This window comes from Castellaniella hirudinis (genome assembly GCF_042651965.1).
In the GTDB taxonomy this organism is placed as follows: domain Bacteria; phylum Pseudomonadota; class Gammaproteobacteria; order Burkholderiales; family Burkholderiaceae_B; genus Castellaniella; species Castellaniella hirudinis.
Genome location: NZ_JBHSDY010000002.1, coordinates 461,028 through 475,310, shown reverse-complemented (window position 1 = coordinate 475,310; position 14,283 = coordinate 461,028). Strand labels below are relative to the sequence as shown.

Below are 14,283 nucleotides of genomic sequence, written 5' to 3'. Positions count from 1 at the left end.
GCACTGGTGGTTGCGAGCCCATGAAGGCATACTGACATCCAGCGGCTGCGCTTGGCCGCAACCCTCAACTCATTGAGAATGGTATGGTCGCCAACCGTTACCAAGCCACCGGCTCGCAGGTCGAGTGCCAGCCTGGATCGAACGAGCTGGTGCTGCGGAATCGACAAGGCATCACGGATCCGGCCGTGATGGCCGAACTCGAGACGAGGCTGTTGCTGCGGCTCTATGAACGGATGCTGCGGGAGCAGTTTCCCGATCGGCGGCTGGATGTGGCCGACCTGATGGGATGGCATTACCAGTGGCTGGGCAATGTGTACGACTGGGCCGGGCAGCCGCGATCCGTCAACATGAGCAAGGACGGCTTCCATTTCGCTGCCGCCCTGCAGATTTCCCGATTGCTGGATGAGTTCGAGCGAAAATTCCTGCATCGCTACACGCCATGCCATGGTATCGATGACAGCGCCCTGGTCGAGGCCATCGCCGTCTGCCATGTCGAACTCATTCTTATCCATGCGTTCCGTGAAGGCAACGGACGCCTGTCTCGCCTGCTGGCTGACGTGATGGCGGTGCAGGCCGGTCGCGGTCCGTTGGACTATAGCCAATGGGATGCGGACAAAAACGCCTATTTCACTGCCATTCAACGCGGTGTGGGCATGGACTACGCGCCCATGCGCGCATTGGTCAGCGTTGCGTTGGCTGGACGGGGCGGCTGAGCGCCGCCAGGGAGACCTGGGGAAGATGGCTATCCCCGCCACGCAGTTTTGCTTCGATATCAGCGATGCGTTGACCCGTTTCGATGGCCGTGGAACTGGCTACGGCACGCAGGATGGCTTCCTGGCTTGGGTGTTGATACATGCGCTGACTGGACATGAATATGCCTGATTCAGAAGGAATGTTCTATTTTACTGCCTGGGCCTGAAAGCAGCCATCTCGCTGTGGTGCCCGTCCTACGCTGCCCGTGCTACGAACTGCGGGGATCGAGCAATCGCGCCATCTCTGCGTAGCTGACGGCGTCTTCCCCGAAGGTGAAGGTGCCGCGCTCCAGCATCTCGCGGCCGGCGCGCAGGAATGCGCCGAATGCGGCACGGCTGAGCGCGCTGCCTATGCTGATGCGCTTCACGCCCATGTCCGAGAGATCATCGGCCGAGAGGTTCATGCCCGGCGCGCCCATCAACACGTTCACCGGCCGGTCCACCGAGCGCACCACGGCCAGAATTTCCTCGCGCGTGCGCAGCCCCGGCGCGTAGAGCACGTCGGCGCCGGCCTCTTGATAGGCCTGCAGGCGGCGGATCGTGTCGTTCAGATCGGTACGCCCATGCAGATGGTTTTCCGCCCGCGCCGTCAGCGTGAAGGGGTCGGGCAATGCGCGCACGGCTTCGACCGCCGCCGTCACGCGGTCCACGGCCTCGGCCAGTCCGTAGACCGGATCGTCGGCCCGGCCTGTGGCATCCTCGATGGAGGCCCCCACTGCACCCGCCTGCGCCGTCAGGCGGTAGGTTTCCGCGACCCCTTCCAGCGTTTCCGCATAACCATTTTCCATGTCTGCGCTGATGGGCAGATCGGTGGCCGCCGCCAGCTCCGCCACGTGTTTCAGCATCCGGTCCCGATCGACCTGGTTGTCGGAGAGGCCCTGGGTGTAGGCGTAGCCCGCGCTGGTGGTCGCCAGTGCCTGGAACCCCATGTCCGCCAGCAGCCTGGCCGTGCCGATGTCCCAGGGGTTGGGGATGATGAAGGCGCGCGGGGTGTGGTGCAGCGCGCGGAAGGATTGAGCTTTTGGGTGAGACATGCGTGCTCCCGTTGTCAGTCGGCTCTTTAGTCTTCAGGCAGTATTTCCGGATTCCAGACCGCTTCCCAAAGATGCCCGTCCGGGTCCTGGAAATACCCTGCATACCCGCCCCAGAACGTCTCCTGCGCGGATTTCACGATCACGGCCCCGGCCGCTGCCGCCTGGGCCATGACCTCGTCCACCTCATTCCGGGACGACACATTATGTCCAAGGCTGAGTTCCGTGGCGCTGGCTTGTCCTGGCGGTAAACCTGAGTCCTTTGAAAGACTTCGGCGCGGCCAGACAGCCAGTTTCAGCCCCGGTTGCAGGTCGAAAAACGCAACCGCGCCGTTTTCGAATGCTTCGCCGATGATGCCCTCGGTGGGCAGGCCCATGCCGTCGCGGTAGAACGTCAAGGATCGTTGCAGATCATCGACGCCCAGGGTGATGACGGTGATGCGTGGTTTCATGGTCGCCTCGCGTGTGCTCGAATCGGCCCCAGTCGAAGGATGGGCCGGGATCCGTTTTTCTTCCCGGGGCGATGTGCTCGTGCCCTTGCACCGCCCGGATCGGATGCCGTGCGCGGATCGCTGCCGCCAGCGCGTCCAGCCGCGCATATTGCGCATCCGTATACGCCAGGGTATCCGTGCCTTCCAATTCGATGCCGATGGAAAAGTCGTTGCAGCGTTCGCGGCCTTCGAAAGACGATACACCCGCATGCCAGGCGCGCAAAATGGTCGGTACGAACTGCACGATCGTGCCGTCGCGGCGGATCAGGAAATGGGCGGAGACCCGCATGTCGCGGATGTTCTCGAACCAGGGGTGGGATGCGATATCCAGGCGGTTCTGGAAGAAATCGATGACGGCGTCGCCCGTGAACACGCCGGGCGGCAGGCTGATGTTGTGGATCACCAGCAGGTAGGGCTCTTCGTCGCCGGGCCGTTGATCATGGTTGGGTGAAGGGCGGCGCAGGATCTCGGGGACGGTGCCCTGTGTGGACGGCGCATCTTCGGCGCTGCCGATCAACCAGCCATCCGGGCCGATGGCCGGCGTACGCCTCGGCCCGGGCCCGGAAGCCCCGCCCGCCTTCATTTCCTCAGGCCCAGCCTGGCGTGCTCCGGGCTGCACCAGGTCCTGCCCTGGCTTTGGTAGGCCTCGGAGCGGGGCAGGTAGATGCGGCAGTGGGCGCAGCGCACCATGGTTTCGGACGCGGCTTGCGCGTCGTCGGCCTGGCGCCGCGCGGCGGCCTGGCGGGCCTGGGCCTTTTGGTGGCTCAGGACGCGGGAGACGAACAGGACGGCCAGGATGATGATCGCCCAGAGCAGGAATTTACCCAAGAGTGCCTCGTTGCAGAATGACTTCCAGGACGAACCGGCTGCCGGTGTAGGACAGGAGCAGGAAGGCGAAGCCGGCCAGCGTCCAGCGCAGGGCGATGCGGCCGCGCCAGCCCTGGACGTGACGCCCCGCCAGCAGCACGCCGAAGGTGGCCCAGGACAGCAGGGTGAAGACGGTCTTGTGGTCCATGGGCAGCGCGTGGCCGGTGAGGCGCAGGGACACGGCGATGCCGGTCAGGACGGTCAGCGTCAGTACGCCGAAGCCGATCCAGATCAGGCGGAACAGCAGTGATTCCAGGGTCAGCAGCGGCGGCATGGCGCTCATGGCGCGGCCGATGACACCTTGTTCGCCGGCGGATTCGATGGGGCGATGCAGGTGGCGGTCCAGCACGGTCATCAGCATGGCGTGCAGCGCGGCGACGGTGATCAGGCCGTAGGCCGTCATGGCGATCAGCAGGTGTACGCGCAGCCAGTCGTTGCTGGCGTGGGGCACCAGCGTGCTATGAGGGAACAGGACGGCCAGCAGGCTGACCAGGGCGGCGATGGGCAGCAGCAGGAGCAGCAGGCTGTCCAGGCGCAGCAGGAAATTCTCGATCCAGAAGACGATCATGCCCAGCCACATGGCGGTGGACAGGGCCAGCGCCCAGCTCAGGTGCAGGCCGGTGGGGACGATGACGGCGGCGGCCAGGCCGATGCCGTGCAGGGCGATGGCGCCCAGCAGGCAGCTACGGCCGAGGGTGCCGGTGGGACGGACGTCGCTGGCCCGCGCGATGGGGCGCCATAGGGCGATGCCCAATACGGCATAAGCCAGCGCGGCGAGCAAGTGAAATACAATGCTGACTGACATAGTCCTATCGGTATCCGGCGCGCAGGGCTGCGCCGCCAAAAGCATCCATTTTATGCGCTGGCCGACGGATCAACCAGTTTTACGGATACGGCATCATGCTTGATAACCTCACATCCCGCCTGTCGCGCGTCGTCAAGACCATGCGCGGCGAGGCCCGCCTGACCGAAGCCAACACCCAGGAGATGCTGCGCGAAGTCCGCATGGCGCTGCTGGAGGCCGACGTGGCGCTGCCGGTGGTGCGCGATTTCGTGGCGCGGGTCAAGGAATCCGCCCTGGGCCAGGAGGTCGCCGGCAGCCTGAACCCGGGCCAGGCCCTGGTCGGGGTGGTGCACAAGGAACTGACCGCGCTGATGGGCGGCGACCTGGGTGCGGCGGCGGGTGAACTGTCCCTGGCGGCCCAGCCGCCGGCGGTGATCCTGATGGCCGGCCTGCAGGGCGCAGGTAAAACGACCACCACCGGCAAGCTGGCCAAATGGCTGTCCGAGGGCAACCACATCCAGTACGGCCGCAAGACCGGCCGCAAGAAGGTCCTGGTGGTCAGCGCCGACGTCTATCGCCCGGCCGCCATCGACCAGTTGAAGACCGTGGCCGCCCAGGTCGAGGTCGATTTCCTGCCGACCGAGCCGACGCAGAAGCCGCAGGACATCGCCCGCGACGCCCTGGATCACGCCAAGCGCCACCATTACGACGTGCTGATCGTCGACACGGCGGGCCGCCTGGGCATCGACCAGGCCATGATGGACGAGATCCGCGCGCTGCACGAACTGCTCTCGCCGATCGAGACGCTGTTCGTGGTGGACGCCATGCAGGGCCAGGACGCCGTCAACGTGGCGCGCGCCTTCTCCGACGCACTGCCGCTGACCGGCGTGGTGATGACCAAGCTGGACGGCGACGCGCGCGGCGGCGCGGCGCTGTCGGTGCGCCAGATCACCGGCAAACCGCTGAAGTTCGTCGGGGTGTCGGAAAAGCTGGACGGGCTGGAGCCCTTCCACCCTGAACGCATGGCCCAGCGCATCCTGGGCATGGGCGACATCGTGTCGCTGGTCGAGCAGGCCCAGAAGAACATCGACATCGCCGAGGCGCAGAAGCTCGCCGCGCGCATGAAGTCCGGCGACCGCTTCGACCTGAACGACTTCCGCGACCAGTTGCAGCAGGTGAAAAAACTGGGCGACATGGGCTCGCTGCTGGAAAAGCTGCCGGCGCAGTTCGCCCAGGCCGCATCCCAGGTGCAGGGCGGTCAGGCGGAAAAGCAGCTTGCCCGCACCGAGGGCATCCTGAATTCCATGACGCCGCTGGAGCGCGCCAAGCCTGAACTCATCAAGGCCTCGCGCAAGCGCCGCATCGCCACGGGCTCGGGCGTGCCGGTCCAGGAGGTCAACCGCCTGCTCAAGCAGTTCGAGCAGATGCAGGGCATGATGAAGCAGATGAAGAAGGGCGGCATGGCGAAGATGATGCGCGCCATGGGCGGGATGAAGGGCCTGGGCGGTTTGGGCCGAGGCGGTTTCCGCTGATCAGACCTGCGATTGCAGGTAGTTCTGCAGGCCGATCTTTTCGATCAGGCCGAGCTGCTTTTCCAGCCAGTAGGCGTGGTCGGCCTCGGTGTCCTGCAACTGCAGCAACAGCAGGTCGCGGGTGACGTAGTCCCCGTGGGTCTCGCAGATCGAGATGCCCTCGCGCAGCGAGGCGCGCACTTCATATTCCAGGTCCAGGTCGGCGCGCAGCATGCCGGGCACGTCCTTGCCCGGCGTGAAGGCGTCGGGGCGCATGTCGGGCTCGGCTTCCAGCATCAGCAGGCGTTGCAGCAAGGCATCGGCGTGCTGCGTTTCTTCCTGCATTTCATGGTCGCTGCGGGCGTGGAGTTTGCTCAGGCCCAGGTCCTGGTAGCGGCGCGAATGCAGGAAGTACTGGTCGCGCGCTGCGAGTTCGCCCCGCAGTTGCTTGGTGAGATAGGCAATGACTTCAGGGTGGCCTTGCATGGTGCGCCTTGGGGAAATTCAGTGACTGGTGAAGTATGCCATATCAGCCTCCACCGACTGCAACCACGATCTCGATCCGGTCGCCCTCGGCCAGCGGGGCCTGGGCGTGCTGGCTGCGGGGCACGATGTCGCCGTTGCGTTCCACCGCGATGCGCTTGCCCTCGTAGCCCAGGTGAACCACCAGATCGTGGACGGTGCGCACGTCGTTCAGCGCGGTGGCGGCGCCGTTCAGCAGGATGTTCAAGCTCATGGTGTCGGTCTCCTCAATCGCCCGCGTAGCGGTCGGTGGCGGCCAGCAATTGCGTCAGGATGCCGGGCTCGTCGAAGGCGTGGCCGGCGTCCGGGATCATGTGGAATTCCGCCTGCGGCCAGGCGCGGTGCAGGTCCCAGGCCGATCTGGCCGGCGTACAGGCGTCGTAGCGGCCCTGGATGATGACCCCGGGGATGTCGGCCAGCTTGTGCGCGTCGCGCAGCAACTGGCCTTCTTCCATGAAGCCCCGGTTCACGAAATAATGGTTTTCGATGCGGGCGAAGGCCAGCGCCGCCTGGTCGGCCGCGTGCGCGCGATGGTGCGCCGGATTGGGCAGCAGGCTGATGGTGTGGCTTTCCCACTGCGTCCAGGCGTGCGCCGCCTGCAACTGCACCTGGGGGTCGTCGCTGGTCAGGCGGCGGCGGTAGGCGGCCATCAGGTCGTCGCGCTCGGCTTCGGGGATCGGGGCCAGATAGCCTTCCCACAGGTCGGGGAACAGCCAGGACGCGCCTTCCTGGTAGAACCAGCGCAGTTCCGCCTGGCGCAGCAGGAAGATGCCGCGCACGATCAGGGCATGCACGCGTGCCGGGTGGGTCTCGGCGTAGGCCAGCGCCAGGGTCGAGCCCCAGGAGCCGCCGAACACCACCATCTGCTCGGCATGCAGGACTTCGGTGCGCAGGCGTTCGATGTCGGCGACCAGGTCCCAGGTCGTGTTGTGCTCGATGTCGGCCGACGGCACCGAGCGGCCGCAGCCGCGCTGGTCGAACAACAGGACGTTGTAGCGTTCGGGGTCGAACAGGCGTCGGTGGGCGGGCGAACAGCCTGCGCCCGGCCCGCCGTGCAGGAACACCGCCGGCCGGCCCTGGGGATTGCCGCACAGTTCCCAGTAGACGCGGTGGCCGTGGCCGGCGTCCATGAAGCCTTGCGCGTAGGGCTCGATTTCGGGATACATCAGGTGGCCTCCGGTGCGGACGCGGCGTCCGTCGGGGCGCGGCGCGTGAAGATCAGATCCCAGACTCCGTGGCCCAGCCGCAGGCCGCGGTTCTCGAATTTCGTCAGCGGACGGTAGTCGGGACGCGGCGCGTAGTCCGCGCAGGTGTTTTGTAGGGACGGCGCGGCCGACAGGACCTCCAGCATCTGCTGGGCGTAGTGCTCCCAGTCCGTGGCGCAGTGCAAGTATGCGCCCGGCGCCATGCGGCTGCTCAGCAGTTCGATGAACGCCGGCTGGATCAGGCGGCGCTTGTGGTGACGCTTTTTCGGCCAAGGGTCGGGGAAATAGATGTGCACGCCGGCCAGCGATCCCGGCGCGATCATGTCGCGCAGCACCTCGACCGCGTCGTGCTGGATGATGCGGACGTTGTCCAGCGCGTTTTCGTGGATGCGCTTGAGCAGCGCGCCCACCCCGGCGTTGAAGACCTCTACTCCCAGGAAGTTGTCACCGGGCCGGGCCTGAGCGATCTTCTGGGTGGTTTCGCCCATGCCGAAGCCGATCTCCAGGATCACCGGCGCCGGGCGGCCGAAGGCGGCCGCCAGATCGAGGGGCGTGTCCTGGTAGCGGATCGACCAGCGTGGCAGCCATTCGGCGATCGCCTGTTCCTGGCTGGGGGTGATGTGGGCGCGGCGGTGGACGAAGCTGCGGATGTGCGTGCTGCCCGACGGGGTCTGGGCGGTCACGACGGGCGGGGGGGATTTGGGCAGGTTCAAAATGCTGTTAAAATGTTGGGCTGCAAGGGACTCGGTAAGCCTCGATTTTACCAACGATCCTTGCTGTCATCGACCTTCCTCGATGCGGGTGTAGTTCAATGGTAGAACGGCGGCTTCCCAAGCCTCAAGCGTGGGTTCGATTCCCATCACCCGCTCCACACTGACTTTCCACGGTGTTCCACTGGCGTCTACTGAACGCTCCTTCAGGCTGCGCCGAACCAGGGACATGTAATACCTGGCAGTCCCAAAACGGTGGGCAGCATCTTGTCGTGGGTCGACTGGTGGATGACACCATTACTGGGCAATTCCGACACCGGGCTTAACCGGCTACAGAAGCGGGTGTGAAGCAGCGCCCAAGCCTTGCTGGAGCAGCCCGATGCCCATTAGGCCAATTACCATTCCGCCGAGTAGGCCCAGCAAGTCAAAAAGCAGGCCTGTATGGTGTGTAGCGGTGCGACCAGACTGGACGAATCGCAGCGCGACATGCCGAAACGATACGGTAGCGGTGGCCAACAGGCTCACGGTTGCCGCAGTGCCAACCGACATGGCCAGCACGGCGGCCATGCCCACCCAACGCAAGCCGAGCGAGTAGGCGACAAGCAGCACGAGGACGGCTCCTGTGCAGGGGCGCATCCCTATCGCCAGGATGATGGGCAGCGCGGTACGCCACGTCAGGGGCTGATTCAGGTGATCGCGAGTCAATTGGTGCGGGCCGCCGCAGTCGGCGCAGTAGGGTTGCAACTTCCCGCCGTTTGAAAACAAGGAACCCTTGTTACCTTTGGGTTGGCGCCAGTGGTGATACAGTCTTCTAGCGCTGCGCAAAACGAGCACCGCGCCCAACACCGCAACCAGAGCAAAGCTGATATTTTCCAGATGGACGGCGGCGCCCTGGGTGCGCCGCAGTGAGTAGTCCAGCACGTTCGCCGCCACTTCGACAAGGAGCACCGCTGCGAGGCCCTGGGCGATGGCCGATGAGATCGACAAGAGCAGGCCGCGCCGCAACCGTGTTTTGCTGGTGCCCAGGTAGGTCGTGATCACCGCTTTGCCGTGGCCGGGCCCTGCGGCATGGAAGATGCCGTAGAGCAGGCTGACGCCGATGAGCGGCCACGTTGCCGTCCAGCCTTGCTCGGCGACCACACGGAGGGTGGAGGCCAGCTGTTGGTGCAACGCGGCTTGCGTGGTCATGATCCAGACCAGAAACCGACTCCATACGGCGTAGTGATTGAACAATTCCCACACTGCGAACAACAGTGTGCCTACAAGCGTCGCGGTTGCCAGCATGCGCGCCGATAGTCCGCGCCTTATTTGCATTGGATATGCACCTTTTCCGCGAATAAGTCGCCTAGTCCTTCTTCGGGTGTCGCGCCGCGATCAAGCGCGAACGCCCGCGCAATGTCTTCGGGAGTAGGATTGGGTGGCACTACCTGCGTCCGGCAGGAATGATTTTGCGCGCCTTTGATGGTAGGAGGGTCCTGCGGGCGATGCGTCATTTGAATGAAATAAGTCGGGTCGTACACAGAGAAGCTGACGTCGTCATGCGCGGGGTCTACTGGCTTGGCAAGCGGAGCGGTGAAAGACAGCAGCAGCTGCGATCCCTTCATCTCACTTTTGAACTGGGTAACGGTATTCAGCTTGACCGGCCGGCCATTGGCGGTGATGCGCATGAAGTAGCCGTACGGGCCTAAATTTTTGATCACTTCAGCGGCAAAGTCGCTTACCACAGCTTTCTTCTCGGGGCTGTCTTCCTTCAAGCCTTCGAGTATGGCCGCACTGTATAGATCATCGAACAGCCATTGCTCCTCAATGGACGAGATCAACCCCTCTGCTGACAGGATGATCGTGCTTTGCACGTCGATCCAGGCATGCGGGTGGGCATGCAGGCTGAATGGCGCAAGGGCTAAAGCCAGCACAGCGAAAGATCGATTCACGTATTTAGGCCTTACAACCAGCCTGAACTGCGCATGGCCCAAATCATTGAGTGGGTCCCGGGTCAATGGCTCAGTGTGACAAAAAGATATCAAAGCGACTCGGCTAACGCGAGTTCGCTCCGTTCATTGCGCGGCTGCCTGCGTCGCTGGCACAGCGGCGCAGATCATGGCGCACTGGATGCCTATCGTCCCAGTGTGGCATCTCGGATGGTATTGACATTATGCCGCATCATGTCGATATAGGTTGAAGCCGGGCCGACTGCCGTTGACAGGGCATCGGAATACAGCTCACCGCCGATCTTCATGCCTGTTTCATTGGCGATTTGCTGGATCAGCCGAGGATTGCTGACGTTTTCAATGAAGATGGCCGATGCTTTCTGGTCCTTGATCTGCTGTATCAATGCGGCCACGCCCGCCGCCGAGGCCTCCGACCCGGTGCTCATGCCTTGCGGAGCCAGAAAGTGCAGACCGTATTCGCGTCCCAAATAGCCGAAAGCGTCGTGGGTGGTGATGATCGTGCGCTGGGTGGCTGGAATTTGGGCCACCGAGGTCTTGAGTTCGGCGTCCAGTGCCTGCAGTTTCTCGTCATAGGCTTTGGCATTGGCCTGATAGCTTGGGCAACCGGCCGCGTCGGCGGCGCAAAAAGCCTTGGCGATGTTGTTCACGTAAGTCTGCGCATTACGCACAGACTGCCAGGCATGAGGGTCATACTCCCCGTGGTGGTGATGGTGCGCGTGGGCCGTGGCCTGGTCATGATCATGAGAGTCAGTATGTTTCTTTGCGTGATGATGGTCATGCTCGCTATGCCCATGGTCGTCATCGTGATGGTGATCATCATGCTCATCTTGATGGTCCTGTTCATCCTCGGTACTGCGCAGCAATTCGACGCCTTCGGTGAGTGAGATTATCGGTGCGGTGGCACCCGAAGCTTGGACAAGCCGGTCCAGAAAGCCTTCCAGATGCAGGCCATTGGCCAGCACCACGTCGGCGCGGCCTACGGCAACCGCATCGGTCGGCTTGGGCTCATAGGAATGGGTGTCTCCATTTGGGGGAACCAACGTGGTCAGCTTGATCCGCTCGCCGCCCACGTTGCGCGCGAAATCACTGATGATGGAAAACGTGGACACGACCTGCAGTTCGTGGGCGTTGGCCTGCGGCCAGGCCAGTAATGCCAGTGCGGCCGCCCCGGCCATCGAAATGAATTTTGCGGATTTGAACATGATGGGCCTTTCGATCACAAAGAGTAAAATAAATAATTGCTACGTTATAACATAGCATTTATGCTGAGTTCAGCCAGTAGAGGATGGATGAACGCTTGGTGCGGGCCTTTTCAGATGGCGTGTCGCGCGCAGGTCCTTTACGGGTGATTGAGACGTAAAGAAGCGTGCTGCGTTGTAAACTATGGCAATGGTCAAACTGCCTAAATCCTCCGCCAAAACAACGGCTTCGGCGATTGCCTCACATCTTGAGGCGGCTCAGGTGCACTGCCGCGCCCTGGGCGTCAGGCTGACGGCCCAGCGCAAAGAGGTACTCGAACTGCTGCTGCGCCGGGGCGGATCGGCCAAAGCCTACGATTTGCAGGACGATATGCGCGCGCGCCACGGGCGTGTGGCGCCCTCGACGGTGTACCGCGCGCTGGAATTTCTGATGGACCAGCATCTGGTGCATCGGGTGGACGCCTTGAACACCTTCATCGTATGCAATGCCGAGCACGCGGCGCATCATCCGCTGCTGCTGGTGTGCTCCAACTGCGAAGCGGTCACTGAACTGCACGACGACAAAGCCTACGAAGCTGTGCAAAAAACCTTGCGCCAGGCGGGCGCCGGCTTTGTAGAGTCCGAGATTGAGGTAAAGGGCACCTGTGGCAAGTGCCGCTCACAGAAGCCCGGCGCCGAGCGGGAAACCGCCGCCACGGCGAAAGGCTGACGCGCTCGGGCGTACCCCTTACCCTGTGCACGGCTTGCCTTTCGCAACAAGAGCGCGGACGGATCTCTGTTCAGCCCGCGACCTCATCGCGGCTTAGAACGCCAACCGTAGATTTGCCGAGACCGTCCGCCCGGGCGATGTGTAGGCCGCCAGGCGTGGATCATTGCCGGTCAGGCCGCTAACCCTGGACCAGTCGTAATATTTGCGATCAAAGAGGTTGAATACCGCAAGGTTGAGCGTGGCCTGTTTGCCCAGGCGCACGTAGCCCGTCACGTCCACCGTCGCGTAGCCGGCGGTGGTCAGCGGCACGGGGGCGGTGGGGCCGGTTTGCGTCAGATCCTCATTGACCCGTTTTTTGGCCGAAACGAAATTGCCGATCAACTGGCCGCCGTAGTGACCGCCCGCAGCGTCCCAAGCAAGGCCTGCGACCAGTTTGAAGGGCTGCACGCTGTTGAGGGGCTGATCATTCGTGAGGTCGTTGCCCATCGACCATTGGGCCGCGCCAATCAGGCGCCACCGGTCTTGGCTGTCAATCCACTGGTTTAGAGACAGCGAACCTTTGGCTTCGATGCCGTAGATTTCGACCTCGCCGATGTTGCGCGATTGAAAGCGCCGGATGGCGCGCGGACCGCCGCTGGCTCCAGGCGGAATGTAGGCGATCATCTGCGTGTCAATGAAGTCTTTGTACCGGTTGTAGTATCCGGTCAGTTCGTACGTGCCGAGCTCGGATTCGCCACGAATGCCCAGTTCCACGCCGCGGCTGCGCTCGGGTTTCAGGTCGGGCGCAGGGATGAAGTCGTGGATGAAGGTGGCCACGGGCACCTGTCCGATCCGGTTCAACTGATCGTATGTCGGCATCCTGAAGCCCGTAACATAATTGGCGTAGATCACTTGCTTGGGGAGCCATTCGTAGCTGAGGCCAAGGCGCGGCGTAAACGCGCTTTCCGACAGGCCCACCGGTTGGCTGTTGGCCACATTGGAATTGGCAAACTCGTCATCCGGTTTCGGGGAAAGCTTGAAGTAGTCGTAGCGCAAGCTGGGAGTGAGTTTGAAGCGACCGTCGCCGAACGCGATCTCGTCCTGGAAGAACAGCCCGATGTTGCGTACATCGGTGTCCGGCGCGATCTTGCGCGGATAGATCTCGCCATCGATCACGTTGGTGGAGGGGCCACCGGCGGCCGCGCGCTGGCTGGCGTCGTTATAGGAACTGATCGATTTGGACAGCAGGTCAACGCCGGCCACCCAGCGATGGGTGGTGGCGCCGGCACTCGCGTGGCCGTTCAGTTGGAACGAGCCGGACCACTGCGGCTCACGGTACGAGAGCAGGGTGTCGCGCAGCAGCACGGGCGCTGCGCCCGGCGGCTTGCGCTGCTCGGCCGTGCGTTCTTTGCTGGTGCTGTGCTGGTAGTCGATCTGCGCCTTGAGCGTATCAAACCATCCGGCATCGGCGTCCCATTGGTAGGCCAGACCGAGGCGCGAGCGTGTGCTGTCATCGTCCGCGGTGCTGCGCAGGATGCGCGTGCCCCCGGCGATCGGCCCGGCCAGTGAGTCCTGATCGGTCTTGACACTCTGGTTGTAGTACTCGCCCGTCAGTGTGAGGGTTTGCGCCGAGCCCAGATCGAAGATGGATTTGAGCAGGACATTTTGCTGCTTGATCGTTTGCGGGTTGGGTCCCACACTGCTGTCGTTATTCTCCAGCTCATGGCCTTGACGCGTAGTCACCGAGATCAGGTTTTGCGTTGGGCCAGCCCGAAACGCGAGGTTCGCCGTGGCAGAGCGGCTGTTATCGGCACCGTCGTAACCGATCGATGCCCCGCCTGCGAAGTTGCGCGAGTCATCCAGAAAGTCGGTGGGCGACAAGGTGTGAAACAGGACGACCCCTGCCAGCGCATCGCTGCCGTAAAGACTCGATGCGGGGCCGCGCAAGACCTCCACCCGCGACAGTGATGCCGGGTCCAGCTTGAGCTGACCCAGGTTGGCCCCGGCGGCCACGTAGCCGTTGGGCAGGCGCACGCCATCGACCAGCATCACCAGGCGTTGTCCGCCGATGCCGCGCACTTCGATTCCCGCTTCCGACCCCCGGCCGCGCGGCTCATGCTTGACGGCAATGCCCGGCTCGTAACGGAACAGTTCGCGGAAATCCGTGACGAGGTTTTCCTGCATCTGCGCCTGATCAATGACGCTGATGGTAGCCGGCGTGGTCAGGGCATCGGTTGCCTGGCGGGTGGCGGTGACCACCACGGGGGCCAGTTGCACAGTGTGCGTGACCGATGCTGGTGTTTGGTCGGAGGCGCCGTTTTGCTGCGCGTACGCGCAGCCCGAAAAGGCAGCGGCAAGTGCAAGAGCCAGAGGCGTCCAGTGGTGAGGTCGAGTCATGTGAGGCCGTAAGAGAACGTTAAGAAGTGCTATGTTATAACATCACATTTCTGATGATGAAAAGAAGAACGCATGAATCGAACAAGATGGCTTGATCGATGGGCGGTGCTATGGCTGCGCTCACGTCGTGTGCTCCGGTATGGGGTGGCTGCAGTGCTATTTCTAGGTCTTTTGGGG

The 14,283-nt window shown here is 63.2% G+C and carries 17 protein-coding genes and 1 tRNA gene; 5 read left to right on the top strand and 13 right to left on the bottom strand.

Going from position 1 to position 14,283, the window contains the following annotated elements:
* The first annotated feature begins 83 nt into the window (after positions 1 to 83).
* Together ACFO0J_RS04400 and ACFO0J_RS04395 are read left to right on the top strand one after the other, a co-directional pair.
* Positions 84 to 713 carry a Fic/DOC family protein gene (locus ACFO0J_RS04400; protein WP_376811831.1) on the top strand — a complete coding sequence of 210 codons (630 nt, stop codon included), beginning with the start codon at positions 84 to 86 and terminating at the stop codon, positions 711 to 713.
* A gap of 25 nt (positions 714 to 738) precedes the next feature.
* Positions 739 to 882, top strand: a complete 144-nt coding sequence (locus tag ACFO0J_RS04395) for a hypothetical protein (protein ID WP_376811830.1) — start codon at positions 739 to 741, stop codon at positions 880 to 882.
* A gap of 79 nt (positions 883 to 961) precedes the next feature.
* Here the strand turns inward: ACFO0J_RS04395 and ACFO0J_RS04390 are convergent, their stop codons facing one another.
* From ACFO0J_RS04390 to ACFO0J_RS04370, 5 genes are read right to left on the bottom strand one after another with little or no spacing between them, the layout of a single operon-like run.
* On the bottom strand, positions 962 to 1,786 hold the full coding sequence (locus ACFO0J_RS04390) for an isocitrate lyase/PEP mutase family protein (protein WP_376811829.1): 825 nt from the start codon (positions 1,784 to 1,786) through the stop codon (positions 962 to 964).
* Between the two features lie 26 nt (positions 1,787 to 1,812).
* Positions 1,813 to 2,235, bottom strand: a complete 423-nt coding sequence (locus ACFO0J_RS04385) for a VOC family protein (protein WP_376811828.1) — start codon at positions 2,233 to 2,235, stop codon at positions 1,813 to 1,815.
* A complete protein-coding gene (gene ampD / locus ACFO0J_RS04380) occupies positions 2,195 to 2,857 on the bottom strand; it encodes a 1,6-anhydro-N-acetylmuramyl-L-alanine amidase AmpD (protein ID WP_376811827.1) in 663 nt (220 codons plus the stop codon). The genes ACFO0J_RS04385 and ampD overlap by 41 nt, the downstream gene beginning before the upstream one ends.
* Complete coding sequence (locus ACFO0J_RS04375; RefSeq protein ID WP_376811826.1) at positions 2,854 to 3,102, bottom strand: PP0621 family protein; 249 nt, start codon at positions 3,100 to 3,102, stop codon at positions 2,854 to 2,856. The genes ampD and ACFO0J_RS04375 overlap by 4 nt, the downstream gene beginning before the upstream one ends.
* Positions 3,095 to 3,946 (bottom strand): cytochrome C assembly family protein, encoded by an 852-nt coding sequence (locus ACFO0J_RS04370; RefSeq protein ID WP_376811825.1) that lies wholly within the window; start codon positions 3,944 to 3,946, stop codon positions 3,095 to 3,097. The genes ACFO0J_RS04375 and ACFO0J_RS04370 overlap by 8 nt, the downstream gene beginning before the upstream one ends.
* A gap of 95 nt (positions 3,947 to 4,041) precedes the next feature.
* Here ACFO0J_RS04370 and ffh point away from each other — a divergent pair, with 95 nt between their 5' ends.
* Positions 4,042 to 5,457 (top strand): signal recognition particle protein, encoded by a 1,416-nt coding sequence (gene ffh, locus ACFO0J_RS04365; RefSeq protein ID WP_376811824.1) that lies wholly within the window; start codon positions 4,042 to 4,044, stop codon positions 5,455 to 5,457.
* Here the strand turns inward: ffh and bfr are convergent, their stop codons facing one another.
* From bfr to trmB, 4 genes are read right to left on the bottom strand one after another with little or no spacing between them, the layout of a single operon-like run.
* Positions 5,458 to 5,922, bottom strand: a complete 465-nt coding sequence (gene bfr, locus ACFO0J_RS04360) for a bacterioferritin (RefSeq protein ID WP_376811823.1) — start codon at positions 5,920 to 5,922, stop codon at positions 5,458 to 5,460. It abuts the gene before it with no gap.
* A gap of 43 nt (positions 5,923 to 5,965) precedes the next feature.
* Positions 5,966 to 6,166: a sulfur carrier protein ThiS gene (gene thiS / locus ACFO0J_RS04355; RefSeq protein WP_376812000.1), complete on the bottom strand. Its 201-nt coding sequence runs from the start codon at positions 6,164 to 6,166 to the stop codon at positions 5,966 to 5,968.
* 19 nt (positions 6,167 to 6,185) lie between these two features.
* Entirely contained in the window at positions 6,186 to 7,127 is a 942-nt protein-coding gene (gene pip / locus ACFO0J_RS04350; protein WP_376811999.1) for a prolyl aminopeptidase, read from the bottom strand.
* Entirely contained in the window at positions 7,124 to 7,876 is a 753-nt protein-coding gene (gene trmB / locus ACFO0J_RS04345; protein ID WP_376811822.1) for a tRNA (guanosine(46)-N7)-methyltransferase TrmB, read from the bottom strand. The genes pip and trmB overlap by 4 nt, the downstream gene beginning before the upstream one ends.
* Before the next feature lie 84 nt (positions 7,877 to 7,960).
* Here trmB and ACFO0J_RS04340 point away from each other — a divergent pair.
* Positions 7,961 to 8,034: transfer RNA gene (locus ACFO0J_RS04340), tRNA-Gly, on the top strand.
* Between the two features lie 169 nt (positions 8,035 to 8,203).
* Here the strand turns inward: ACFO0J_RS04340 and ACFO0J_RS04335 are convergent.
* The 3 genes from ACFO0J_RS04335 to ACFO0J_RS04325 all read right to left on the bottom strand — a co-directional run bounded on the left by ACFO0J_RS04335 (position 8,204) and on the right by ACFO0J_RS04325 (position 11,024).
* Positions 8,204 to 9,157: a nickel/cobalt transporter gene (locus ACFO0J_RS04335; protein ID WP_376811821.1), complete on the bottom strand. Its 954-nt coding sequence runs from the start codon at positions 9,155 to 9,157 to the stop codon at positions 8,204 to 8,206.
* Positions 9,158 to 9,177: 20 nt separating this feature from the next.
* Entirely contained in the window at positions 9,178 to 9,804 is a 627-nt protein-coding gene (locus ACFO0J_RS04330; protein WP_376811820.1) for a DUF1007 family protein, read from the bottom strand.
* Between the two features lie 182 nt (positions 9,805 to 9,986).
* Positions 9,987 to 11,024 (bottom strand): metal ABC transporter solute-binding protein, Zn/Mn family, encoded by a 1,038-nt coding sequence (locus ACFO0J_RS04325; RefSeq protein WP_376811819.1) that lies wholly within the window; start codon positions 11,022 to 11,024, stop codon positions 9,987 to 9,989.
* Between the two features lie 259 nt (positions 11,025 to 11,283).
* Between ACFO0J_RS04325 and ACFO0J_RS04320 the strand changes: the two genes are divergently transcribed.
* Positions 11,284 to 11,730, top strand: a complete 447-nt coding sequence (locus ACFO0J_RS04320; RefSeq protein ID WP_376811818.1) for a Fur family transcriptional regulator — start codon at positions 11,284 to 11,286, stop codon at positions 11,728 to 11,730.
* A 93-nt stretch (positions 11,731 to 11,823) separates the two neighbouring features.
* Here the strand turns inward: ACFO0J_RS04320 and ACFO0J_RS04315 are convergent, their stop codons facing one another.
* Positions 11,824 to 14,106, bottom strand: a complete 2,283-nt coding sequence (locus ACFO0J_RS04315; protein ID WP_376811817.1) for a TonB-dependent hemoglobin/transferrin/lactoferrin family receptor — start codon at positions 14,104 to 14,106, stop codon at positions 11,824 to 11,826.
* Between the last annotated feature and the right edge of the window lie 177 nt (positions 14,107 to 14,283).

Excerpts from the sequence above, each read along its gene's own strand:
- ACFO0J_RS04400 (WP_376811831.1), top strand. The coding sequence starts at position 84 with ATGGTCGCCAACCGTTACCAAGCCACCGGCTCGCAGGTCGAGTGCCAG.
- ACFO0J_RS04395 (WP_376811830.1), top strand. The coding sequence starts at position 739 with ATGGCTATCCCCGCCACGCAGTTTTGCTTCGATATCAGCGATGCGTTG.
- ACFO0J_RS04390 (WP_376811829.1), bottom strand. The coding sequence starts at position 1,786 with ATGTCTCACCCAAAAGCTCAATCCTTCCGCGCGCTGCACCACACCCCG.
- ACFO0J_RS04385 (WP_376811828.1), bottom strand. The coding sequence starts at position 2,235 with ATGAAACCACGCATCACCGTCATCACCCTGGGCGTCGATGATCTGCAA.
- ampD (WP_376811827.1), bottom strand. The coding sequence starts at position 2,857 with ATGAAGGCGGGCGGGGCTTCCGGGCCCGGGCCGAGGCGTACGCCGGCC.
- ACFO0J_RS04370 (WP_376811825.1), bottom strand. The coding sequence starts at position 3,946 with ATGTCAGTCAGCATTGTATTTCACTTGCTCGCCGCGCTGGCTTATGCC.
- ffh (WP_376811824.1), top strand. The coding sequence starts at position 4,042 with ATGCTTGATAACCTCACATCCCGCCTGTCGCGCGTCGTCAAGACCATG.
- bfr (WP_376811823.1), bottom strand. The coding sequence starts at position 5,922 with ATGCAAGGCCACCCTGAAGTCATTGCCTATCTCACCAAGCAACTGCGG.
- ACFO0J_RS04335 (WP_376811821.1), bottom strand. The coding sequence starts at position 9,157 with ATGCTGGCAACCGCGACGCTTGTAGGCACACTGTTGTTCGCAGTGTGG.
- ACFO0J_RS04325 (WP_376811819.1), bottom strand. The coding sequence starts at position 11,024 with ATGTTCAAATCCGCAAAATTCATTTCGATGGCCGGGGCGGCCGCACTG.
- ACFO0J_RS04315 (WP_376811817.1), bottom strand. The coding sequence starts at position 14,106 with ATGACTCGACCTCACCACTGGACGCCTCTGGCTCTTGCACTTGCCGCT.